The following is a 20,504-nucleotide window of genomic DNA, read 5'->3' as shown; positions in this document are numbered from 1 at the left end:
CACGTGAGGTCCGGGCGCCGTCGTGCTCCGGGCCGGCGGCCCCGGGGGACGTGCACCCGCCCCGGGACCGCCGGCGGCCTTCAGCTCGCGGGCTTGATGTTGTTGTTGGTGTGGAAGAAGTTGTCGGGGTCGTAGGCGGCCTTGATCCGGGTGAGCCGCTCGTAGTTGGAGCCGTAGGCGTCCTCGATCCGCTCCGCCGAGTCCGCCCCGAGGTGGTTGGCGTAGACCGCGCCGGTGGTGTACGGCAGCAGTTCGGCGTAGACCTTCTCGGTCCACTCGACCGCCTCCTGGTCCTTGGCCGGGTCGGTCCAGGACGTGAGGATGCTGGTCAGATAGCCCTCGCGGTGCAGGAACGGGGTCTGCGCCGCGGGCACGTTCGACATCACTCCGCCCATCAGGCCGCCGCCGACCAGGCTCCGTTCGGAGGGGGCGTCGACGAACCCGTCCGCCAGGATCTGCAGCGGCTCGTCGCGCAGTTCGGGCAGCAGGAAGGAACGCGGGTAGTACCGGTGGCCGGCGACGGTGTTCTCGTCGAGCATCCGCTGCACCGCCACGTAGGGCATCGCCCCGCAGTGGTCCAGCAGCGCGCCGGTGCCGAGCCCGCGCATCTGCCCGATGAGGCTCTCGGTGGCGTCGTCGGGGGCCGCGTGCACGAAGCCCAGGCCGATCGCCGGCTCGCCGCCGGGGGCGGTGAGGAAGGCGAAGGAGGTGGTCAGCTCGTCGGGGGCGCTCCGGTTGAACTCGTCCAGCCGCCGTGCCACTTGCACCGTCTGGTCGATGGGGAAGGCGAGCAGGCCGGCCATGCAGTCGCCCTGCGGGTGGAGGCCGAACTCGAAGCGGGTGGCCACACCGAAGTTGCCGCCGCCCCCGCGGATCGCCCAGAAGAGGTCGGGGTGGTCCTCCGCGGTCACGGTCACCAGCTCGCCGTCGGCGAGCACCAGGTCGGCGGAAATCAAATTGTCCACGAGCAGGCCGCGGTAGCGGGCGAGCCAGCCGAGGCCGCCGCCGAGGGCCAGCCCGCCGATGCCGATGTACGACTCCTGCGAGCCGGTGACGGCCAGGCCGAAGCTGGTCGTCTCGGCGTCGACGTCGCCCTGTTCGAGTCCCGGCTGGACGGTCAGCCGGCGCTTCGCGGGGTCCACCCGGATGCCGCGCAGCCGCGAGGTGTCCAGCAGCAGGCCGCCCTCGACGGTGCCGGTGCCGGCGAAGCAGTGCCCGCCGCCCTTGATCGCCAGCTCGATGCCGTTCTCGCGGGCGAACTCGACCACCTTGACGACGTCGGAGGCGCCGTCGACCTGCACGATCGCTCCGGGGCTCTTCTGGAAGTAGCCGTTCCAGATCTGCTTGCGCTCGTCGTAGTCGGCGTCCTGTGCGGTGATGGTCCGGCCCCTGATCGCCTCACTCAGCTCCGCGAGCTTGGATTCCGGGATGGCCGTACCGGTCGCGGTGACGAGTCCCACGTCAGTCCTCCTCCTGCGGTTGGCGGATTCGGCCGGCGCGTCGGGCTCGTGCGAGGGGGCCGATGGAGACCGAACGTACGGCGGAGGGACAGCCCTCGGCGCGGGGGTGAAAGAGGGTGGAAAGGCGCCTCGGCGCGCACGGAGCGCTGGTTACGCTGGCGCACATGTCTGCACTCCGCGCGATGCCGCTGCTCACGGTGAGCGATCTCGATTCCGCAGTAGCCGCCCACATCCGGGTCACCGGGATGGAGGTGATCATGAATCACGGCTGGATCGCCACCCTGGCCCCGCCCACGGACCACTCCGTGCAGGTCAGCCTGATCACCAAGGACCCCACGGGGCCGGTGAACCCCTCGGCCTCCATCGAGGTGGAGGACCTGGACGCGGCCCTGGCGGGCGCCCGCGCCGCCGGTCTGGAGATCGTGTACGGCCCGGCGGACGAGGAGTGGGGTGTCCGCCGCTTCTTCTACCGGGACGCCGACGGCAACGTCGTCAACGTCCTCGCCCACCTCTGACCGCCGTGTCGCCCGCCTTCCGTCACACACCTCCCGGGGCCCGCTCCGCGACTCCCCGCCCGGGTTCCGGCGCGCCGCCCGGACAACGGGGCGGGCCGGCCGCGGCCGGCGGTCCCGCCGCGGACTCCGCGCAGGCCTTCTCCGTCCGCCTCTTCGGCGCCGGGCTCGCCTCGGCCGAACTGATGACCTGCTTCCTTGGCATGGAGCTGGGGCTGTACGCGGCACTGCGCCGCACCGGCCCGGCCACGGCCGCCCAGGTCGCCGAGGAGAGCGGCCTCGATCCCCGGATGGTCCGGGAGTGGCTGGAACAGCAGACGTGCGCCGGTGTCCTCACCGTCGACACGCCCGGAGCCGCACCGGATGCACGGCGGTTCGCCCTGCCCCCGGCCCACGCCGAGGCCCTGCTCGACGCCGACAGCCCGAACTGGATCGCCCCCCTGGTGGTGATGCCCGTCGGCGGCATGGCCGCCGTGCTGCCGCAGTTGGTGGAGGCCTACCGCGAGCGCCGCGGACTCCCTTACGCGGCTTACGGAGACGCCCTGCGCGGTGGCCAGGCGGGCCTGAACCGCGGCGTCTTCGAGCACCATCTGCCCGGCTGGATCAGCCGGCATCTGCCCGATGTCGACGCCCGGTTGCGCCTGCCCGGGAGCAGCATCGCCGACGTGGCCTGCGGCGCCGGTCTGTCCACCCTGGCGCTGGCCCGGATGTTCCCCGACGCGCTGGTGCACGGGATCGACCTGGACGAGGCGTCGATCCGGGACGCCGAGGCGAACCTCGCCGCGGCCGGCCCCGGGGAGCGGCTGTCGGAACGGGTGCGCTTCAGCACCGGTGACGCCGGCGGGGCCGACCCGGCCGGGCACACCCTGGTCTGCGTGTTCGACGCGCTGCACGACATGTCCGCGCCCGTCGACGTGCTCCGGGCCTGCCGGCGGCTGATGGCTCCCGGCGGGACGGTGCTGCTGATGGAGCCGTCCGTCGGCGAGCGGTTCACGCCGGCCGCGCCGGACAGCGAACGCTTCCACTACGCCGTCAGCGTGCTGCACTGCCTGCCGGTCGGGATGAGCCGGACACCGAGCGCGGCCACGGGCACGGTGATGCGCCCGGACACCGTGCGCGCGTACGCCGCCGAGGCGGGACTGGAGACCCGGGTGATCGACGTGGGGCACCCGTTCCACCGGCTGTACCGGCTCACCGCGTCTCCTCGGTGAACGACCGGTCGTGTCCGCACGGTTCCCGGCACCGGCCGAGGAGACCGGGAACCGTACGGACGTGACCGGCGGTCAGGTCTCCCGCGGCCCGTCCCCGGAGGGACGGCGCGAGCCGCGCGGGACGCCGACCTTGCCCGAGCGCAGGTAGTCGGCGACCAGCGCGTTGACCTCGGTGGGCTTCTCCAGCAGGGAGGCGTGGCCGCAGTTGCGGATCTCGGTGTACTCGGCGGTGGGGATCAGGTCCGCGAGTTCCCGTGACAGGTGCCGGGGCGCGACGATGTCGTGCTCCATCCCGACGACGAGCAACGGCACCCGGACCCGGGCCACTTCCTCGTCGGAGGGCCGGAAGGCGGTGCTCGCCTCGGCGTGGCCGATGGCGCCGTGACCGCCCGACTCCGCGAGTCCCGCCAGGCCGTCGAGGTAGGGCGCGATGAACTGGTCGCGGTTGAGCGCGCGCGGCCCGAAGAGGTACATCGCGCGGAAGGTGCCCTCCAGCAGGGCCGGGACCTTGTGGCCGTTCTTCAGCCGGTCCACCGCCTCGGCCTGGATGGCCTGCTGCAGCTTGCCGGGCTTCCACGGCACCCCGATGAGCGCGGCCCGCTCGATCAGGTCGGGGCGCTTCATCGCCAGCTCCAGCAGGATCATCGCGCCCACCGAGTAGCCGATGTAGGTACAAGGGCCCAGTTCCAGGGCCTCGTTGAGCGCGGCGAGGTCCTGTCCGAGCAGTTCCACCGTGTACGGCGGAGGGGTCTCCTCCGAGGGATGCACACCGCGCAGGTCGAAGGTGACGACCCGGTAGCCGGCCTTCGTCAGCTGCGGCACCTGCATGGTCTCGAAAAGGGACGCCTGGTGCTGTCCGGGCACGAGCACGACCACGGGCCCGTCCTCGGGCCCGTAGAAGTCGTAGCTCAGCGTGACGTCCGTGGGCAGGGTGACGTTCATGGTGTTCCCTTCTGTGGGGCGCTCAGCCGATGACCAGGCGCTCGAAGTCCTGACGGCTGGGTCCTACGTGGTCGCGGCTCAGGTCGGGGTGCTCGCGCAGGAACGCAAGCACGCGGCGGGCCACCTTGCGGTCCCTCATCAGCTCCGCGGGGCTGAGCAGCATGTGGTAGACCCGCTCGGCCGCGACGCGGACGTGCTCGTCGTCCTCGCGCAGGACGGCCAGGGCGGTGAGGACGCGGGAGGCCAGGGAGTCGTCGTGCGGGCCGCCGGCGAGCTCGGCGAGGCGGGCGGCATCGGTGGCGACCTGCTGCTCGAACCACTGCCCCAGGCACCGGCCGGTGGACTCGTGGGTCTCCAGGGCCCAGGCGGCCGGCTCCTGTCCGAGCCGGCCGAGCCGGTCGGCGACGGTCCGGGCGTGGGCCAGGCCGAGCGAGACACCGCGGCCGAAGGTGGGGTTGGTCTGTGCGCAGGCGTCACCGACCAGGGCGAACCCGGTGACCAGTGGGGCGCCGTCCGCCGTCAGCGACCGGTAGCGGTTCTCAAGACCGGCCATCGGCAGGGGGTCGCCGACCGGGGTCGCCCCGTCGAGCCAGTCCCGCACCGGAGCCACGCTGGCCAGGAAGCGGAGGTAGACCTCGCGGTCCAGCAGCCGCGTCCGCGCGGGGTCGTGGGAGGACACGGTCGTGGACAGGTGGAAGCGGCCGTTGTCACCGGGGAAGGCCAGCACCGTGGCGAAGTCGAGTTCGTGCACCACCGGTGACCGCAGGGACGGGAAGCGCCCGCCCGCCTTCAGCGCGAACTCCTGGGCGATGTAGGAGAAGCCGCACGCCTGGGCCCTCTCGCGGGGCGGGGCGCCTCCGATGCCGGTCAGCCAGGCCGCCGCGGCGGATCGGCGGCCGGTCGCGTCCAGCACCACCTCGGCGGCCACCTCCCCCGTCTCCGCGAGGCGCACCCCGTCCACATGGGGGACGCCGTGCGGCGCCCCGGCGCTGAGCAGGCCGGTGGCCCGGTCGCGCAGCAGCGTGACGGCGGGATCGGCGGCGACCCGGCGTCTGAGCGCGGCCTCGAAGACCAGCCGGCGGCACAGCAGACCGAGATCGCCGTTCCCGGTCTCCAGGGTCACGGGCACCGCGCCGCGGCCGGTCAGGTCCGCCAGAACCTCGGGGCACTCCTCGCGGAGCACGCCGACGCCGAGCCCCAGCAGGGCGTGCCCCTGGCGGGCGTGCGGCACACCGCGCCGTTCCCAGCCGGCCGCCTCGGCGTGCGCCCCGCCTTCCGGTGGCGGTCCGTCCCGCTCGACGAGTGTCACCCGGTGGCCCCGGCGCGCGGCGAACGCCGCGAGACCGAGGCCGGCCACCCCGGCGCCCAGCACGAGGATGTCCGCCACGGTCAGCCCCGCTTCACGAGCACCGCGAAGCGGCGCGTGGCGACGACGGTGCACACGGCCGTGATGCCGAGGGCCCAGGCCGCGGTACCGAGCACCGGCACCGCGAGCGCCCCCTCCCCGGCCAGGGCGGCCAGTGACTCGGAGGCCAGCGAGACCGGGTTTGCCCGCACCGCGGGCCGGATCCAGTGCGGGAAGGCGTCCAGCGGCACGTAACCGCTGGACATCAGGGTCAGCACGAGGGTGGGCATCTGCACGTAGCGCACGATGATGCCCGGGTGCTGGGCGACGAGCGCGACGGCCACGGCCAGCGCGCTGCACATCATCCCGAACAGCGCCACGATCCCGAAGAAGCCGAGCACGGCGAGCGGTCCGCGGGAGAACCGGAAGCCGACGGTGTGCGCGATCAGGGTCACCAGTACGGCGACGCCCATGATCCGTACGAAGTCCCCGCCGATCCGCCCGAACACGTAGGCGCGCATGTCCAGCGGCATCGCGCGCAGCCGGTTGAACACCCCGCTGCGGATGTCGCTCCACAGGGCGATCGCGGTGGTGAGGATCGAGGAGAACGCCGTGGTGAGCACGATCAGCGGAGCCAGCCGCTGGACGTAGTCGACGTCCTGGGTGTCGCGCACCAGCACGCTGAACGCCGCCAGCAGCATGAAGAGCTGAAGCAGCGGAAACGCGACGGTGACGATGAGCATCATCCGGTTGCGGACGAACTGGCGGATCACCCGGCCGGCGATGACGGCGCAGGCCGCGGTCAGGGTGGCCGGCTGGGGCGTGGGGGACGACGGCGCCGTGGGCGCGACCGGTCCCGGCGACTGCACGGTCATCGGACGGCCACCTTCCTGAACGCGACGGTCGTGGTCCACGAGAAGAGGGCGAGCAGGCCCACCAGCCAGGCGAGCCCGGGCAGGATCGCCCCCCAGGCCGGCTCGGCGGTCGAGAGGGCGCGCAGCGCGTCGATGACCCCCGACACGGGCGAGGCCGAGACGACCGGCTCCAGCCAGCCGGGGAACAGGTCCGCCTCGACGAAGCCGGTGGACAGCACCAGCAGGGGCAGGTACGGCAGGTGCAGCACCGCGCTGAGCGCCTCCAGGTTGCGCAGCCGCAGCGCGATGGTGGCCGTGGCCAGCGACAGTGCCACGGTGAAGGCCACGGCGAACACGACGAACGCCAGCGCGGCGAGCGGACCCTGGTCGAACCGGAAGCCGGCCAGGTGCCCGGCGAGCGCGATCACGACGGTCGACAGCAGACCTTGCAGCGCCACCACGCACAGGTGCGCCAGGCTCATCGCGCGCATGTCGACCGGGCTGGTCAGCAGCCGGGTGAAGACGCCGCTGGAGCGGTCGGCGGCCAGTTCGGTGGCGCTGCCGATGGCCACGAACATCAGCGCCTGCACCAGCACGGTGGGGGTGACGAACCGGCCGAAGCCGATGCCCTGTTCGTCCAGCATCCTGGCGAAGGTGCAGTAGAAGACGGCGAAGAAGAGCAGCGGCTGCACCACCGTGGCGGTCAGGCCGCCGCGCGAGAACGAGCGGACGCGCAGCCGGTCGAAGAGCACGTGGAAGTCGTGCCGCCGGCCGGCCGGGCGGCCTTGGGCGGGGACGGCGGGCACGCCCGTGACGTCGGACGTGGTGCTCATCGGGTGGCCTCCCGCTGCAGGGGTTCGGTGAGCGCGAAGAACACCTCGTCGAGGGTCGGCCTCGTGACCTCGATGTCGGCGATCCGCAGTCCCGTGCCGTCGAGCCGGCCGATCACCGCGGCGACCTCCTCCGGATGGGACATCGGTACGGTGACCTTGTCGCCCTCGGCCACCGCACCGGGCAGGTCGCGCAGCGCGTCGCGGACCGTGCCGGGGTCGGCGGCGCCGGTCAGGGTGAGCCGGCACATGATGCCGCCCACGTCCCGCTTGAGTTCGTCCGAGGAGCCGTCCGCGAGCACCCGGCCCTTGTCGATGACGACGATGCGGTCGGCGAGCTGGTCGGCCTCGTCCAGGTACTGAGTGGTGAGGAGGACGGCCACCCCGCGGCGGGCCTCGGCCCTGACCATCTCCCACAGGAGTTTGCGGCTGCGCGGGTCGAGGCCCGTGGTCGGTTCGTCGAGCACCAGCACCGGCCGGGGGACCACGAGACTGACCGCGAGGTCGAGGCGTCGGCGCATGCCGCCCGAGAGGTATCCGACCGGGGTGTGGGCGGCCTCCGCCAGCTCGAAGCGCTCCAGCATCTCCCCCGCCCGCTGTTGTGCTTCGCCGCGGCTCAGGCCCAGCAACCGGCCGAAGAACACCAGGTTCTCGCGGGGGCTGATCTGTTCGTCCAGGGCGGCGAACTGCCCCGTGACGGCGATGTTCGCGCGCACCAGGGAGGGTTCGGTCTCCGGGTCGTGGCCGAGGACGCGGACGCTGCCGCCGTCGGGCTGGAGCAGCGTGGTCAGGCAGTTGATCAGCGTGGTCTTGCCGGCGCCGTTCGGGCCGAGCAGGCCCACCACGGTCCCGGCCGGTATCCGCAGCGACACCCGGTCCAGTGCGGTCTGGTCACCGAATCGCTTGGTGAGGTCCGAGAGGGAGATCGCCTCGGTCATCGTGGCTCCTTCGTGGCGTCGTGCTCGGGTCGGTGGGCGCGGTCACGACGGTGTCCCGGCCTCCACCTGGCTCAGGACGTAGGCCAGGACCTGTTCCGTGGTCTGGATGGAGCGGCCCGTCTTCTCGTCGATCGGGGGCAGGTCGAAGTCGTCCTCGATCGCGAAGGCCATCTCCAGCAGGGCGAGGGAGTGGAAACCGAGGTCCTCGACCAGCCGCATGTCCTTGCCCGCTTCGAACCGCTCCCGCTCGGGGGCGAGTTGCTCGATGATCGCGAGCACCGTCTCGCGCACCTCTTCACTGGAGTAGGGCATGTGGTCTCCTGTTCTCCGGCCGGTCAGGCAGGGGAGTCGGTCGTGGCGGGCACCTGGTCGAAGAGGTGCTCCCGGCTGAGGTGCTGCCACAGCTGCCGGCGGCGGCTCTTGCCGCTGCTCGTGCGCGGGATCGCGCCGCGCGGCACCCGGGCCACGCGGCGGCGGGTGCCGGGGCACGCGGCGGCGAGCACGTCCTCGGCCACCTCCGCGGCGCGGGTGCCGAGGTCCTCCAGCACGGCCACGGCGTGCGCTCGGCCGCCGGCCTCGCCGAGCACGACACAGACCCGGCCGAGGTCGAGTCCGGCCTGTCCGAGCATCAGCTCGACGTCCTCGGCGAAGAGGGAACGGGCGTGGACCTTGACGCTGTCGCCGAGCCGTCCCAGTACGTAGAACTCGCCGCCCAGTTCGAAGGCGACGTCGCGGGTGAGGAGCCGGCCGTCCTCGAAGGCGGTGCCCCGGCCGGGGTCCGCCGTGAGATAGCCGTCGGCCAGTGACGTGCCGCTCACCACCAGCTCGCCGGCATGGCCCTCGGGCAGCGGCCGCCCGTCGTCGTCGACCACCCGCACCGACATGCCGTCCAGGGCGCTTCCGCAGCTGATGACCTGCACGCTCTCGCCGGTCCCGGCGTGCTCCGGGGTCTCGGCGAGCAGGCGGACCTTCGCTCCCACGCGCAGGTCGTCCCGGTGCACGCGGACCGCGCGCGGGGTCCGGTCGACCGGGACTCCGGTGACGGCGAGCGTGCTCTCGGCGAGGCCGTAGGCGGTGGTGAGGGCGCCGGGTGCCAGCCCGTGGGGCCGCATCAGCTCGGTGAAGCGGTCCACCACCGCGGGGTCGACGCGCTCGGCCGCGACGATCACGGCCCGGGTCCGGGACAGGTCCGCGCCCTCCAGGTCCGCGTGGCCGATCCTGTCCGTGATCCGCCGCAGTCCGAACGCCGGGGTGGCGGTGATCGTGGCCGGCTGGGCGACCCGGTTGGCGTCGAAGCGCGTGACGTAGGCCATCGGGTGACGCAGGAAGGTCTCGGGCCTGCACACGGCCAGCCGGTTGTTTCCCGAGACCGGCACCACCAGGCAGCCGATGAGTCCCATGTCGTGGTGCATCGGCAGCCAGGAGCACCAGGAGTCGTCGGGACCGGCCTGCTCCCAGGCACGGATCGCGGCGGTGTTCGCGTCGAGTGCCGCGTGGCTGATCCGCACCCCGCGCGGCCGTCCGGAGCTGCCCGAGGTGAACTGGACGAGGGCGCGTTCGTCCGGGGCGCGGCGGCCGGGCGCGGCCTCGGCGAGCTCTTCCAGGAGCAGCACCCGCGTGCGCAGCCCGCCTTCGGCGAGTACCTCCACGAGGTGGTCGCGGTGGGCCGCCTCCACCACGACCGCTCCGGCGTCCACGGCGGCGACGACGGCGCGGGTGTGCGCGCGGCCCGCCTCCCCGGACACCCGGGTGGGCGGCGCCAGCACGCTCACCACGCAACCGGCGGCCTGCACCCCGTAGAAGGCGGCGATCAGGTCGGGTCCGGTGGAGCAGAGCAGCGGCACGACCGCTCCGCGCGGCACGCCCTCCGCGATCAGCCCGCCCGAGATCCGCAGGGCCGCCGCGGCGATGTCCGGGTAGGGCCGGTAGGTGTGGGAGACCTCGTCGAACATCTCGACCCCGGTGTCGTGGCGGGGCTCGTCGAGCCAGCCGAGCGTGCGGGGTACGGCCGCGTGGGCTCGGAGCGTGGGGGGTCGGCTCATCTGCCACTCCTTCGTGGGACGCCCCTGGGGGCCGGGATCTCCTCGGCGACGCTCGTGACACTAGGAGCGATCGCGGGGAGGGCCGTCGTCTCTTTCACGGCTCTGTTCGTCCGGGGCGTCCCGGCCGGCCGGGCCTGAACACTGGCGCCCATGGATGAGTTCACCCCGTGGAGCGACGAGGAAGCCGCCCGCTACCGGGCTGCCGGGATCTGGCGGGGGGTACCGCTGGGCGACGCGCTGACCGTCGCGGCCGGGACCACTCCCGACCGGATCGCCGCCGTGGACCGCAGGCGCCGAGTGACCCACGGCGAGGTGCGCGCCGAGGCCGACGAGATCGCCCGCGGGCTCCGGGCCCGGGGGCTGAACCCCGGGGACCGGGTCATGGTCCAGCTGCCCAACGTCGTCGAGTTCGTCACGGTCACCGTGGGGATGTTCCGCGCCGGCATCATCCCGGTGTTCGCGCTGCCCGGGCACCGCGCGAACGAGGTGCGCCACCTGATCGAGGCCTCGGGCGCGGTCGGCTACGTCACCACCGACCGCTTCCAGGGCTTCGACTACCGCGCCCTCGCCCGCCACGCGGCCGCCCTCCCCGGCGTGCGGACGGTGATCGTGGCCGGCGACAGTGAGGAGTTCACCCCGCTGGAGCGGATACGCGCCCAGGGCGCCGGAGGCGGACCGCTCCCCGCCGTCGATCCGTCCGGTGTCGCGTTCCTGCTGCTCAGCGGCGGCAGTACGGGGAAGCCCAAACTGATCCCGCGTACGCACGACGACTACCTCTTCAACATCGCCGCTTGCGCCGAGGCCCTTCAGTTCGATGCCGACAGCGTCTACCTGGCCGCGAACCCGGCGGCGCACAACGCGGCGCTGGGCTGCCCGGGTGTGCTCGGCGCGCTGCTGGTGGGGGGCAAGGCCGTCCTGGCCGCGAGCCCCTCCCCCGACGAGGTGTTCCCGCTGATCGGCAGGGAAGGGGTCACCCACACCACGGTGGTGCCCGCGCTCGCGGCACTGTGGTCCCGCGCCGCCGCGGTCCGCCCGGTGGACATGACGTCGGTCGTGCTGCAGGTGGGCAGTTCCAAGTTCGACGAGCAGGCCGCCGGCCGCACGCAGACCGCGCTGGGCTGCCGGATCTCCAACTGGTTCGGCATCGGCGAGGGGCTCCTCACCTACACCCGTCTCGACGATCCGGACGAGGTCGTGCACGGAACCGAGGGCCGGCCGCTGTCCGAACTCGACGAACTGCGCCTGGTGGACGAGGAGTTGCGCGAGGTTCCGGCGGGCGCGGTGGGCGAGCTGGTCACCCGCGGGCCGTACACGATCAAGGGCTACTGGAACGCGCCCGAGGCGAACTCGACCTCGTTCACGCCGGACGGCTTCTTCCGCACCGGCGATCTGGCCAGGCTCACGCCCGAGGGCAACCTGGTCGTCGTCGGCCGCGCCAAGGATGTGATCAACCGGGGCGGCGAGAAGGTGTCGGCGGACGAGGTCGAGGGGCACCTGCGCGGACACGAGGCCATCGAGGACGCCGCGGTGGTGGCCCGCCCGGATCCCGAACTCGGCGAGGCCGTCCTGGCGTTCGTGGTCCCGGGCGGCCACGCCGGGCGGGCGCCTTCGCTGGTGGAGATCAAGCGGTACCTGGCCGGCCGGGGGCTGGCCTCGTTCAAGCTGCCCGACGAGGTCCGCGAGCTGCCCGTCCTGCCGCGGACCCCGGTGGGGAAGATCGACAAGGTCGCTCTGCGGGCCACGGTGGCGGCCGGTTGATCCGCGCGCTGCTGCCGGCCTGCGCGGCGGCCCGGTCGAGCGGCGGCGAGCTGACCGGACCGGAACTCCCCGGGACGGAACTGCGGCAGGTGGCCGGCGCGTCGCCGCGGCGGCGGGCCGAGTACGCGACCGTGCGGCGGCTGGCGCGCGCCTGCCTGGCCGACCTCGGCGAGGCACCCGTACCGCTGGCGCGGGGTACCGGCGGGGCGCCCCGGTGGCCGGCCGGGACGGTCGGCTCCCTGACGCACTGCCACGGCTACCGGGCGGCGGCGGTGGCGCGGACCCGCGACGCCGACGGACTGGGCATCGACGCGGAACCGCGCGCCCCGCTGCCCGCCCGGGTGCTGGCGCAGGTGGCCTCGGCGGCCGAGCGGGCGCACCTGGACGGGCTGGCGGCGGCGGAGCCGGACGTGCCGTGGTGCCGGCTGCTCTTCAGCGCCAAGGAGTCGTACTACAAGGTCTGGTATCCGGCGATGGGGTGCTGGCTGGGCTTCGACGACGCCGAGGCCGTCCTCGAAGGCGGCCGCCACGGCGGCGGGTTCACGGTGCGGCCGGTGGCGGGCGGTGCCCGCCGGGTCCGCCGGGCCGACGCGGACTTCGACGCCGCCGCCACCGGCTTTCCCGCCCTGCGGGGGCGCTGGGCGGCCGGTCCCGGCGTCGTGGTGACCGCGATCGCCGCACCGGTGGGTTCGCTGCCCCGCCCCGGTCAGGCGGGGCGCACCGCGACCGGCATGCCGCGGTGGGCCCAGTAGGGGAACCGGAATCCGCCCTCGCTGGGCTCCCACACGCCCTCGCCGGCGGCCTCGATGTCCGCGAAGCGGGTGACGAGCCGCTCGAACACCACCGCGCCCTCGACCCGCGCCAGCGCCGCGCCGAGGCAGAGGTGCACCCCGCCGCCGAAGCTCAGGTGCGCGTTCGGCGACCTGGTCAGGTCGGCGCGGGCCGGGTCGCGGAACACCCGCTCGTCGTGGTTGGCGGAGGCCAGCAGCAGCACCACCACCCGCCCCTTACGGATGGTCAGGCCGGCGACCTCGACGGGCTCGACGGCCATCCGGGTGGTCGCGTGGATCGGCGCGTCGTAGCGCAGGAACTCCTCCACCGCGGTGCCGACGATGCCCGGGTCGGCGCGCAACTGCCGCTGCGTGTGCGGCTGCCGGAGGAACAGGTCGCCGCCGGTGGCGATCGCGTTGGTGGTCGTCTCGAAGCCCGCGTAGTAGACGAACAGCGCGTTGTCGATGATCTCCTCGTCGGTCAGCGGCTCCTCGCCGTCCCTGACCGCGGTGATCATCCGCGACAGCAGGTCCTCGCCCGGCCGGCGCCTGCGCTCGCGGAGGAGTCCGACCATGTACTCCCGCAGCTCGACCACGGCACTGTGCGCCTCGCGGCGCTTGTCCTCCGGGATGAAGACCGCGAACGCCTGGGCCAGCGAGGTGGACAGGCGGGCGATGTCGGCACGGTCGGGGCGGGGGATGTCGAGCAGCTCGCTCATCACCATCATCGGTACGGGCACGGCCAGGTCACGGACGAGGTCGAAGCGGCCCTCGTCCGCGAACCGGTCCAGCAGCCCGTCCACGAGCCGGCCGACGGGTTCGCGCATGCCGCGGACCATCGCCGGACTCAGCGACTTGACCAGCAGCCGGCGCAGCCGCGTGTGGTCCGGCCGGTCGCGGTCGACGACGATGCGCCGCAGGTAGTCGTTGGCCGGTCCCGCGCCCACCGACACCTCCTGGTACTCCTCGGGGAACTCCCGGCCCAGCCGCGGGTCGCGCAGCAGCGCCGAGACCTCCTCGTACCGCGGGAAGACCCACTGCCCGGGGCCGCCCCGGCAGACCGGGCCGTGGTCGCGCAGACGGCGGTAGACCGGATAGGGGTCACGCATCGCCCGTGCGTCGTCCAGCAGGAAGCGCGGCATGTTCAGCACGCTCTTCAAGGCTGCGTCACCTCCCGGCACCCGCGGGTGCTCGGCCGTGTGGGTCGGGTCGTTCCCCTGGCCCGCCCAGTCTGGGAGCCCGGCGGGACGCGGCGGGCGGCCGTGAAGGACTGGCGACAGGTTCCCGCGCCCCCGCCGCGGAGCTGGCAGGCTCACGGGACACCACGCGCCAGCCACAGGAGGTGCCGGCCGCATGCGAACGCTGCCCGCCAGGTTCGACTCCCGCGATCCCGCCGTCGTCGCGGACCCCTACCGCGTGTACGCCGGCCTCCGCGCCGCCGGCCGGCTGGCCCGCGGCGCCGCCGGCCAGTGGGTCGTCTCGCACCACCGGGACGTCAGCCTGCTGCTCAAGGACCGCCGACTCGGGCACGAATACCCGCCCGAGTACCACGAGTTCTCCACCGGAGCCGGGCCCGCCAACGACTTCCTGAAGCGGATCGTGCTGGACCAGGACGCACCCGCGCACACCTTCCTGCGCGGGATCATGCAGCGTTCGTTCAGCCCCGGGCTGATGCGCCGGCTGGAGGACTACGTCGCCACCCAGGTCGACCGGCTGATGGCCGAGGCCCAGGAGCGCGCGGGACCCGGCGGGGTGCTCGACGTGGTCACCGACCTGGCCTTCCCGCTGCCGGTCACCGTGGTGTGCGAGCTGATCGGCATCCCCGACGTCGACCGGGCCGCGGTGCGGCCGTACGCCGTGGAGCTGGCCAAGGCGTTCGCCCTCTACGTCCCCCCGGAGGAGCGGGCGCCCGCGCACGAGGCGGTCACCTGGCTCCGCTCCTACGTCTCGGCCCTGGTGGACGAACGGGCCCGCCGCCCCACCGACGATCTGGTGAGCAACCTGCTGGCCGCCCGGCGCACCCATCCCGGCTTCGACCGGGAGACGCTGGTCGACAACGTGGTCTTCCTGTTCTTCGCGGGTTTCGAGACCACCACCAACCTGATCTCCACCATCTTCTCGGCGCTGCTGCGACACCCGGGACAGCTCGCCCTGCTGCGCGCCCGCCCGGAGCTGGCGACGGGCGCCGTCGAGGAGTTCCTGCGCTACGACGCCCCGATCCAGGCCACGGCCCGCTACGTGCGGGAGCCGGTGGACATCGACGGCCGGACCGTGCGCGCCGGCCGCATCCTGGTGCTGCTCCTCGGCTCCGCCAACCACGATCCGGCCCGGTTCGCCCGGCCCGAGGAGCTCGACATCACCCGCGACCCCAACCCGCACGTCAGCTTCGGCGGCGGTGTCCACCACTGCCTGGGTGCGGCGCTGGCCCAGGTGGAAGGGCGGGCGGTGCTGCGGTGGCTGGCGCACGCGCCGGCCACCCCGGCCGCGGCGGGCGCGATCGAGCGGCGTCCCAGCGTCACCTTCCGCGCCTACCGCAGCATCCCGGTCAGGCTGGAGCCCGCTCCAGCCTGACGGGGATCCGGCGTCCTCACCGCTGCCCCGCCCGGCCCGCGGCACGCCCCGGCCGCACCGCGCCTGCGGAGTGCGGCACGGGACTCCGCCACCGGGGCCTGCGGGACACGCTGATGCTCAGTGCCTCGCCCGCCAGGGTCCTGCTCTGCTCGACCAGTCCGGTCCGCCGGCAAGCGGCTGCCAGGCCCAGCAGGGCCGCCCGGAACAGCTCGGACTCCTTGGGCGGCGGGGCCCCGTCGCCGTACTCCGCGCCGGTGTCGAAGGCCTGGCAGCCGTCCGGCGCCAGGACGAACCGCAGGTTGTGCGCGAGCTGCGCGGCCGGCACGAAGAACCCTTCCTGCCTGGCGGTGCACAACGCCGCCAGCATCGCGGGTGACTCCCGCTCGCAGATCTCTGTCGCCTCCTCCCGGCTGCCGATCTCGGGGAGGTACGGGACGTCGTCCACGCGGGCGCCGGTCTCCGCGTCCTTGCGGCCGAGGAGGGTGCAACTGCGGTCGCTGACCGCCAGGTGGTAGTCCAGCAGCCGGCGCAGCGCCGACCGCCGCCTGTCGCTGCGCAGCAGCCACTTGACCTCCCCCGTGCTCGCCGTGACACCGGCCACGAGTCCGTGCAGGGAGTAGCGGCCGAGGCGGGGCTGCTCGAGGAGGTTCACGTCGAGGAGGCTCTCCAGGAGGAGTTCGGCCTCGGGCGGGCTGGTGCCGAGCAGGGCGGCCGCCTCGTACGCGTCCAGGCTCGCGTCCGGCAGCAATGTCAGTACGCCCAGAGCGTCGCGTTGCGCGTCGGTCAGGGTGTCGAAGGAGAGCTGGAGCACCGACCGGACACTGCGGTCGCCCGCCTTCAGTTCGGCGGGGCGCCGCTGCATGTCGCCCAGGCGCTCCACCAGGTGGGACAGGTTCCAGGTGGGGCGGCTGCGCAGTTTGGCGGCGGCCAGCCGCAGCGCCAGCGGGAGGCCGCCGCAGTGCGCGACGAGCCGCTGGGTGGCCTCCGGGTCCAGGTCGCCCCCCAGCAGCCGCTCGACGAGCTGCCTGGAGTCCGCGTCGCTCATCCGGGAGACCGGGCACGGTTCGGTGCCGTCGAGGCCGTAGAGACGGCGCCGGCTGGTGATCAGGGCGAGGGAGCCGTTGCCCGGCGGCAGCAGGGACACGATCTGCGCCTCGCTCGCCGCGTTGTCGAGCAGCAGCAGCACCTTGGACTCGGCCAGCAGGGCACGCCACAGAGCCACTTGGCTGTCGAGGTCCGCCGGGATGCGCGCCGCCTCCGTTCCCAGCGAGCGGAGCAGCACGTGCAGGACCTCGGCCGGTTCACGGGGCCCCTCCCCCGGGCTGAACCCGTGCAGGTCGACGTAGAACTGGCCGTCGGGATAGTCCTGGGCCAGCCGGTGGGCCGTGTGCAGGGCGAGTGCCGTCTTGCCGATGCCGCCCATGCCGTCGACACAGATCAGCAAGGGCCCGGAACCCCGCGAGCCCTCCCTGGCGGTCCGCAGCAGCGCGTCGACCTCCTGGCGGCGGCCGACGAAGTCGGTGAGGCCGTGGGGCAGGGTGCAGGTGGCGCGGATACGCGTCCTGCGGGAGGGCGGTACCGCCGGGTGTCTACCCGCGTCACTCCTCGGCGCGGAGTCCTGCCCCCGATATCCGGGGGGAGCGCCGGCCCGCAGGCAGGCCAGCGCGTCCCCGCGCAGGACCGCCTTGTGCACCCGCGCCAGCGAGTCGTCGGGATCGATGCCGAGCTCGTCGCGGAGCAGCGTACGGATCTCGGCGTACTCGGCGAGCGCGTCGGCCTGCCTGCCCGAGAGGGACAGGGCGAGCATGAGCTGCGCCCGCAGATCCTCCGCCAGCGGGTGCTGGGCCACCAGGTCCCGGAGATCTCCTATGACCAGTGCGGGCGGCGACGAGCGCAGCTGGAGGGTGATCAACTCCTTCTGCACCGCGAGCCGCCGCTCCTCCACGACGCGCGCGGCGGCGCGGATCAGCCCGTTGTCCAGCTCGTCGGCGTCGACGACGTCCGCGGCGACCTGGCCGCGGAACAGGGCGAGGGCCGTCTGAAGTTCCCCGATCACCTCGGCCTCGTCGGCTCCGCCCGCCGTCAACTTGCGCACCCGTAAGCGCCGTTGGTTGAACTCCACCAGGTCCGACTCGACGGCGCCCACGTCGAGCCGGTAGTTCGGGCCGTCGGTGAGGAGGTAGTCGCCCGCGCCGGGGATCACCTGCCGGAGCTGGGCCACCGCCTTGCGCACCTGGTTCGAGGCGGTCGCCGGGCAGCAGGAGCCCCAGACCGCCCGGGCGAGCCGGGGAGTGCTGAGCACCTCGCCCGGGGACAGCATCAGCACGGTGAGCACGCGGCGCGCCACGGTGCTCGGCAGCCGGGCGGCGGATTCCCCGCACCGCACCGCGACGGGCCCCAGCACCTGGAAGCGCAGGCCCGGCTCCCCTCGCGTCATTCGGCCGGCTCGCAGGCCGCGGGTATCGCCGTACGCGGCGCCCCGGCGACGAGGACGGAACCGCGGCACCGGCGGTCGACCGGTGGGCGTGAGCCGTCTCGTGCGGGCGGCGGCGTCGCAGGTGATCCGCAGGCGCGGGAACCCGAGTGCGGGGCCGGTAAGACCCGCGTTCCGGTCACCGTACAAACGGACTTCAGGCCGTCCATCCATTCCCCCTTGGACCGAGCATGGGCTGAAGCCAACCCGTGGTGTTGCTCCGTTAGCCCGTGGTGCCGGGCCCTAATCCCGGATGCAGCTAAAAACTTGGCGTTCCGGCGCAACCTCGCGGTTTGAGCCGTGGTGCGGCCGGTGTGTACTTTGCCCCGTCATGTGGACATCCGCAACCACAGGAACATGGCCTTCAGTTGGCCCGTCGCGGCGTCCTCCCCCGGCGGACGCGGAGGTTCCCCGTCCCTTACGGAGCGGAAGGGCCCGCGTTCTGCCGGTGCCTCAACAGCGGGGCGGCGCTCGGGTTAGGGTCGCCGGGAGGTGGGCCGGACGACACGGGGGGAACGGGTTGGATCGCCTGACACGAGCGGACCGGAACGCCGGCCCGGCCCGGCCGGTACCGGTCGGGTCCACCGGCCAGGCGTACGAGCGGGTCACCAGCGGTGGTTCAGGGAACACGGTGCGCCCGTGAGCGGCCGGGCGGCCGGCGCGGTGCTGCCGGCCTCGCTGCGCGCCTGGCTCGGGCCGGTCGCGGCCCTCGCCGTGCTGGTGGTCGTCGGCATCGGGGTCCTGTACGCCGGCCATGGCGGGCCCGGCGCGGTGGACCGGTGGTTCGTCGAGCCCACGGCGGACAGCGTGGGGCCGCCGTGGCGGCGCGTCGCCCTGGCCACCGACTTCCTCGGCGAGCCGGTCGGAGCGGCGGCGCTGGTCGTGGCCTGCGTGACGGGCTGCCTGCTGCTGCGGCGTCCGCGCGCGGCGGTGCTCGTCGTCGCCGGAGCCGCTGCGGCCGTGGGCACGTCGACGCTGCTCAAGCACCTGGTGGGACGCACCATCCACGGCGACGACAACCTCTCCTACCCGAGCGGGCACACCGCCTTCCTCACCGCGCTCGCCCTCGTGGTGGCGCTGCTCGCGGCCGCCCGGCCCGGTCTCGGCAGGGCGGCCGGCGCGTCACTCGTGCTCGCCGCGGCGCTGGTCGCCGGCGCCGCCATGGGGTGGGCGCAGGTCGCCCTCGGCGCGCACTACCCGACCGACGTCCTCGGCGGCTGGTGCACCGCGCTGGCGGCCGTACCGGCGACCGCGTGGCTGGTCGACCGGGTGGCCGACGGGCCGGGCGACCGGACGGCCACCCGGGCGGCCGCTCGGACGGAGGACCGGACGGACGACAGGACGGCCCCCTCCGGCCCGCGAGCGCCTGACTGACTGACTGACTGACTGACTGACGAGACCGTACGGCCCCCGGACCTTCGTCGCGCGATTCCACGTCAACTGGTAACCGAGTAATGGGCCCTGATGTTGCGTCAGGTGTTGCGTCAGGTTACGCCCGGCGGCGGAACACCGGCTTCACCGGACGTCCGGTCAGCCACGGGGTGGGGTCACCGGCGTCCAGTGCCTTGCGGTACACCGCGCATGCCTGGGCCACCACGTCGACGGTGTGGTCGATGTCGTCGTCGTCGAGCGCGCTGCTCACCACGAAGGACGGGGCCAGCACCCCGCCCGCGAGGAGCCGGTGCAGGAAGAGCGTGCGGTACCCCTGCGAGGGCTGCCCCTTCTCGTCCAGCGTGGCGAAGACCAGGTTGCTGGCCCGGCCCCGGACGAGGACGTGGTCGCCCACGCCCATGCCGGCCGCCGCGTCGCGGACACCGGCGGCGAGCCGCTCGCCGAGGGCGTGCAGCCGCGCGGTGACGCCCTCCTCGGTGTAGGTGGTCTGCACGGCCATCGCGGCCGCCAGGGAGTGCGTCTCCGCCCCGTGCGTGGTGGACAGCAGGAACACCCGGTCCCGCGCGTGACGCAGTCCGCCCAGCTCCATCAGGTCGCGGCGGCCGGCCAGCGCGGAGACGGCGAACCCGTTGCCCAGCGCCTTGCCGAAGGTGGAGAGGTCCGGGACGACGCCGTACAGGCCCTGGGCGCCCGCCTCCGACCAGCGGAGGCCGGTGATCATCTCGTCGAAGACCAGCACGCAGCCGTGCCGGTCGGCCAGTTCGCGCAGACCGGCGAGGTATCCGGGCGGCGGCTCGCGGTGGCCGGCCGGTTCGAGGATCAGGCAGGCGACCTCGCCGTGGTGCCGGGTGAGGAGTTCCTCCGTGGCGGCCAGGTCTCCGTACGGGAACGCCACGGTGAGGTCCGTGATCGCCGACGGGATGCCGGCGGACATCGGAGTGGTGCCGATGAACCAGTCGTCGACGGAGAAGAACGGGTGGTCGCCGCAGACGGCCACCTTGGGGCGGCCGGTGGCGGCGCGCGCGAGGCGTACGGCCGCGGTGGTGACGTCGGAGCCGTTCTTCGCGAACTTCACCATCTCCGCCGTCGGCACAGTGGCCAGGAAGCGCTCGGCGGCCTCGGCCTCGACGATGGACGGGCGGACGAAGTTGCTGCCGCGGTCGAGTTCCCGGCGCACCGCCTCCAGCACGCGGGGGTGGGCGTGACCGAGGCTGACCGACCGCAGGCCGGAGCCGTACTCGATGTAGCGGTTGCCGTCGACGTCCCAGACGTGGGCGCCGCGGCCGTGGCTGATGACGGGGGCCAGGTGCTCGGGGTACTGGTCGTCGCCCTTGGCGTAGGTGTGCGCGCCGCCGGGGATCAGGGCGTGCAGCCGCTCGTTGGCCGCCCGCGAGCGGGGCAGCGCG

General features: G+C 73.5%; 17 protein-coding genes. 6 read left to right on the top strand and 11 right to left on the bottom strand.

The window, feature by feature from the left end; genetic code table 11:
- Window positions 1-80 precede the first annotated feature (80 nt).
- Window positions 81-1,460, bottom strand: a complete 1,380-nt coding sequence (locus ACWGIS_RS29610; protein WP_453365530.1) for an FAD-binding oxidoreductase — start codon at window positions 1,458-1,460, stop codon at window positions 81-83.
- A 182-nt stretch (window positions 1,461-1,642) separates the two neighbouring features.
- Here ACWGIS_RS29610 and ACWGIS_RS29605 point away from each other — a divergent pair, with 182 nt between their 5' ends.
- Window positions 1,643-1,975: a VOC family protein gene (locus ACWGIS_RS29605; RefSeq protein ID WP_453365533.1), complete on the top strand. Its 333-nt coding sequence runs from the start codon at window positions 1,643-1,645 to the stop codon at window positions 1,973-1,975.
- A 182-nt stretch (window positions 1,976-2,157) separates the two neighbouring features.
- Window positions 2,158-3,183, top strand: a complete 1,026-nt coding sequence (locus ACWGIS_RS29600; protein ID WP_453365529.1) for a class I SAM-dependent methyltransferase — start codon at window positions 2,158-2,160, stop codon at window positions 3,181-3,183.
- Window positions 3,184-3,255: 72 nt separating this feature from the next.
- On the opposite strand, the gene ACWGIS_RS29595 is transcribed toward ACWGIS_RS29600, so the two are convergent.
- From ACWGIS_RS29595 to ACWGIS_RS29565, 7 genes are read right to left on the bottom strand one after another with little or no spacing between them, the layout of a single operon-like run.
- Complete coding sequence (locus ACWGIS_RS29595; protein WP_453365528.1) at window positions 3,256-4,125, bottom strand: alpha/beta fold hydrolase; 870 nt, start codon at window positions 4,123-4,125, stop codon at window positions 3,256-3,258.
- A 22-nt stretch (window positions 4,126-4,147) separates the two neighbouring features.
- Window positions 4,148-5,512, bottom strand: coding sequence for an NAD(P)/FAD-dependent oxidoreductase (locus tag ACWGIS_RS29590; protein WP_453365527.1), 1,365 nt, complete (start codon window positions 5,510-5,512; stop codon window positions 4,148-4,150).
- A gap of 2 nt (window positions 5,513-5,514) precedes the next feature.
- Window positions 5,515-6,345 (bottom strand): ABC transporter permease, encoded by an 831-nt coding sequence (locus ACWGIS_RS29585; protein WP_453365526.1) that lies wholly within the window; start codon window positions 6,343-6,345, stop codon window positions 5,515-5,517.
- Window positions 6,342-7,157: an ABC transporter permease gene (locus ACWGIS_RS29580; protein WP_453365525.1), complete on the bottom strand. Its 816-nt coding sequence runs from the start codon at window positions 7,155-7,157 to the stop codon at window positions 6,342-6,344. The genes ACWGIS_RS29585 and ACWGIS_RS29580 overlap by 4 nt, the downstream gene beginning before the upstream one ends.
- Window positions 7,154-8,092: an ATP-binding cassette domain-containing protein gene (locus tag ACWGIS_RS29575; RefSeq protein WP_453365524.1), complete on the bottom strand. Its 939-nt coding sequence runs from the start codon at window positions 8,090-8,092 to the stop codon at window positions 7,154-7,156. Before ACWGIS_RS29575 ends, ACWGIS_RS29580 begins: the two co-directional genes overlap by 4 nt.
- Before the next feature lie 42 nt (window positions 8,093-8,134).
- Complete coding sequence (locus tag ACWGIS_RS29570; protein WP_453365523.1) at window positions 8,135-8,404, bottom strand: acyl carrier protein; 270 nt, start codon at window positions 8,402-8,404, stop codon at window positions 8,135-8,137.
- Between the two features lie 23 nt (window positions 8,405-8,427).
- Entirely contained in the window at window positions 8,428-10,134 is a 1,707-nt protein-coding gene (locus ACWGIS_RS29565) for an AMP-binding protein (protein ID WP_453365522.1), read from the bottom strand.
- Between the two features lie 150 nt (window positions 10,135-10,284).
- Here ACWGIS_RS29565 and ACWGIS_RS29560 point away from each other — a divergent pair, with 150 nt between their 5' ends.
- Window positions 10,285-11,892 (top strand): (2,3-dihydroxybenzoyl)adenylate synthase, encoded by a 1,608-nt coding sequence (locus ACWGIS_RS29560; RefSeq protein WP_453365521.1) that lies wholly within the window; start codon window positions 10,285-10,287, stop codon window positions 11,890-11,892.
- Window positions 11,889-12,644, top strand: coding sequence for a 4'-phosphopantetheinyl transferase family protein (locus ACWGIS_RS29555; RefSeq protein WP_453365520.1), 756 nt, complete (start codon window positions 11,889-11,891; stop codon window positions 12,642-12,644). Before ACWGIS_RS29560 ends, ACWGIS_RS29555 begins: the two co-directional genes overlap by 4 nt.
- Here ACWGIS_RS29555 and ACWGIS_RS29550 read toward each other — a convergent pair.
- A complete protein-coding gene (locus ACWGIS_RS29550) occupies window positions 12,599-13,813 on the bottom strand; it encodes a cytochrome P450 (protein ID WP_453365532.1) in 1,215 nt (404 codons plus the stop codon). The genes ACWGIS_RS29555 and ACWGIS_RS29550 overlap by 46 nt on opposite strands.
- Before the next feature lie 202 nt (window positions 13,814-14,015).
- Here ACWGIS_RS29550 and ACWGIS_RS29545 point away from each other — a divergent pair, with 202 nt between their 5' ends.
- Complete coding sequence (locus tag ACWGIS_RS29545; RefSeq protein WP_453365519.1) at window positions 14,016-15,233, top strand: cytochrome P450; 1,218 nt, start codon at window positions 14,016-14,018, stop codon at window positions 15,231-15,233.
- 16 nt (window positions 15,234-15,249) lie between these two features.
- Here ACWGIS_RS29545 and ACWGIS_RS29540 read toward each other — a convergent pair whose 3' ends face one another.
- Window positions 15,250-17,670 carry a BTAD domain-containing putative transcriptional regulator gene (locus tag ACWGIS_RS29540; RefSeq protein ID WP_453365518.1) on the bottom strand — a complete coding sequence of 807 codons (2,421 nt, stop codon included), beginning with the start codon at window positions 17,668-17,670 and terminating at the stop codon, window positions 15,250-15,252.
- 675 nt (window positions 17,671-18,345) lie between these two features.
- Between ACWGIS_RS29540 and ACWGIS_RS29535 the strand changes: the two genes are divergently transcribed.
- A complete protein-coding gene (locus ACWGIS_RS29535) occupies window positions 18,346-19,080 on the top strand; it encodes a phosphatase PAP2 family protein (protein WP_453365517.1) in 735 nt (244 codons plus the stop codon).
- Between the two features lie 115 nt (window positions 19,081-19,195).
- Here ACWGIS_RS29535 and ACWGIS_RS29530 read toward each other — a convergent pair whose 3' ends face one another.
- Window positions 19,196-20,500 (bottom strand): glutamate-1-semialdehyde 2,1-aminomutase, encoded by a 1,305-nt coding sequence (locus ACWGIS_RS29530; protein ID WP_453365531.1) that lies wholly within the window; start codon window positions 20,498-20,500, stop codon window positions 19,196-19,198.
- Window positions 20,501-20,504 lie beyond the last annotated feature (4 nt).

The organism is Streptomyces sp. NPDC054842 (assembly GCF_053611025.1).
The sequence above is the reverse complement of the archived record's forward strand: the minus strand, read 5'-3'. Positions and strand labels throughout refer to the sequence as shown.

Bases quoted from the DNA above. Each gene is read 5' to 3' on its own strand.
- ACWGIS_RS29605 (WP_453365533.1), top strand. From the start codon at position 1,643: ATGCCGCTGCTCACGGTGAGCGATCTCGATTCCGCAGTAGCCGCCCAC.
- ACWGIS_RS29600 (WP_453365529.1), top strand. From the start codon at position 2,158: ATGACCTGCTTCCTTGGCATGGAGCTGGGGCTGTACGCGGCACTGCGC.
- ACWGIS_RS29595 (WP_453365528.1), bottom strand. From the start codon at position 4,125: ATGAACGTCACCCTGCCCACGGACGTCACGCTGAGCTACGACTTCTAC.
- ACWGIS_RS29585 (WP_453365526.1), bottom strand. From the start codon at position 6,345: ATGACCGTGCAGTCGCCGGGACCGGTCGCGCCCACGGCGCCGTCGTCC.
- ACWGIS_RS29580 (WP_453365525.1), bottom strand. From the start codon at position 7,157: ATGAGCACCACGTCCGACGTCACGGGCGTGCCCGCCGTCCCCGCCCAA.
- ACWGIS_RS29575 (WP_453365524.1), bottom strand. From the start codon at position 8,092: ATGACCGAGGCGATCTCCCTCTCGGACCTCACCAAGCGATTCGGTGAC.
- ACWGIS_RS29570 (WP_453365523.1), bottom strand. From the start codon at position 8,404: ATGCCCTACTCCAGTGAAGAGGTGCGCGAGACGGTGCTCGCGATCATC.
- ACWGIS_RS29565 (WP_453365522.1), bottom strand. From the start codon at position 10,134: ATGAGCCGACCCCCCACGCTCCGAGCCCACGCGGCCGTACCCCGCACG.
- ACWGIS_RS29560 (WP_453365521.1), top strand. From the start codon at position 10,285: ATGGATGAGTTCACCCCGTGGAGCGACGAGGAAGCCGCCCGCTACCGG.
- ACWGIS_RS29545 (WP_453365519.1), top strand. From the start codon at position 14,016: ATGCGAACGCTGCCCGCCAGGTTCGACTCCCGCGATCCCGCCGTCGTC.
- ACWGIS_RS29540 (WP_453365518.1), bottom strand. From the start codon at position 17,670: ATGACGCGAGGGGAGCCGGGCCTGCGCTTCCAGGTGCTGGGGCCCGTC.